At 71.3% G+C, this 331-nt stretch carries 1 protein-coding gene; it reads left to right on the forward strand.

Annotated elements, in window-relative coordinates; all coding sequences use genetic code 11:
* A partial coding sequence (locus tag R5H29_RS22985) for a putative porin (protein ID WP_407073554.1) occupies nucleotides 1-168 on the forward strand: 168 nt, incomplete at its 5' end.
* Nucleotides 169-331: the final 163 nt, after the last annotated feature.

Raw genomic sequence — 331 nt, forward strand, 5'->3', positions numbered from 1 at the left:
GCCGAATTCCACAACGGCGGCACCAACGCGCGCGGCTTCATCATCGCCGGCAATCTCGGCATCGCCAGGGACACCTTCCTCGGTCTGCGCTGGCTCTCCGCCGATACGGTGAGCGGGCCGCAATACCGCACGGACAGCCTCTACTTCGAACTCCAGTCGAATTTCTGAGCCATGCGCGCCCCGCTCCTCACCGCCCTGCTCGCCGGCCTCGCCGCCGCCTCCTCCCCCGCCCGCGCCGAGGATGCGGAAGACCGGCTGCGCGCCGCGCTGAAGCAGTCGGTCACCGAAATGCGCGCGGCGCAGGACGCCGCCGCCTCCGCCCAGGCGCAGC

This window comes from Stenotrophomonas sp. A3_2 (assembly GCF_036624925.1).
Taxonomy (GTDB): domain Bacteria; phylum Pseudomonadota; class Gammaproteobacteria; order Xanthomonadales; family Xanthomonadaceae; genus Stenotrophomonas; species Stenotrophomonas hibiscicola.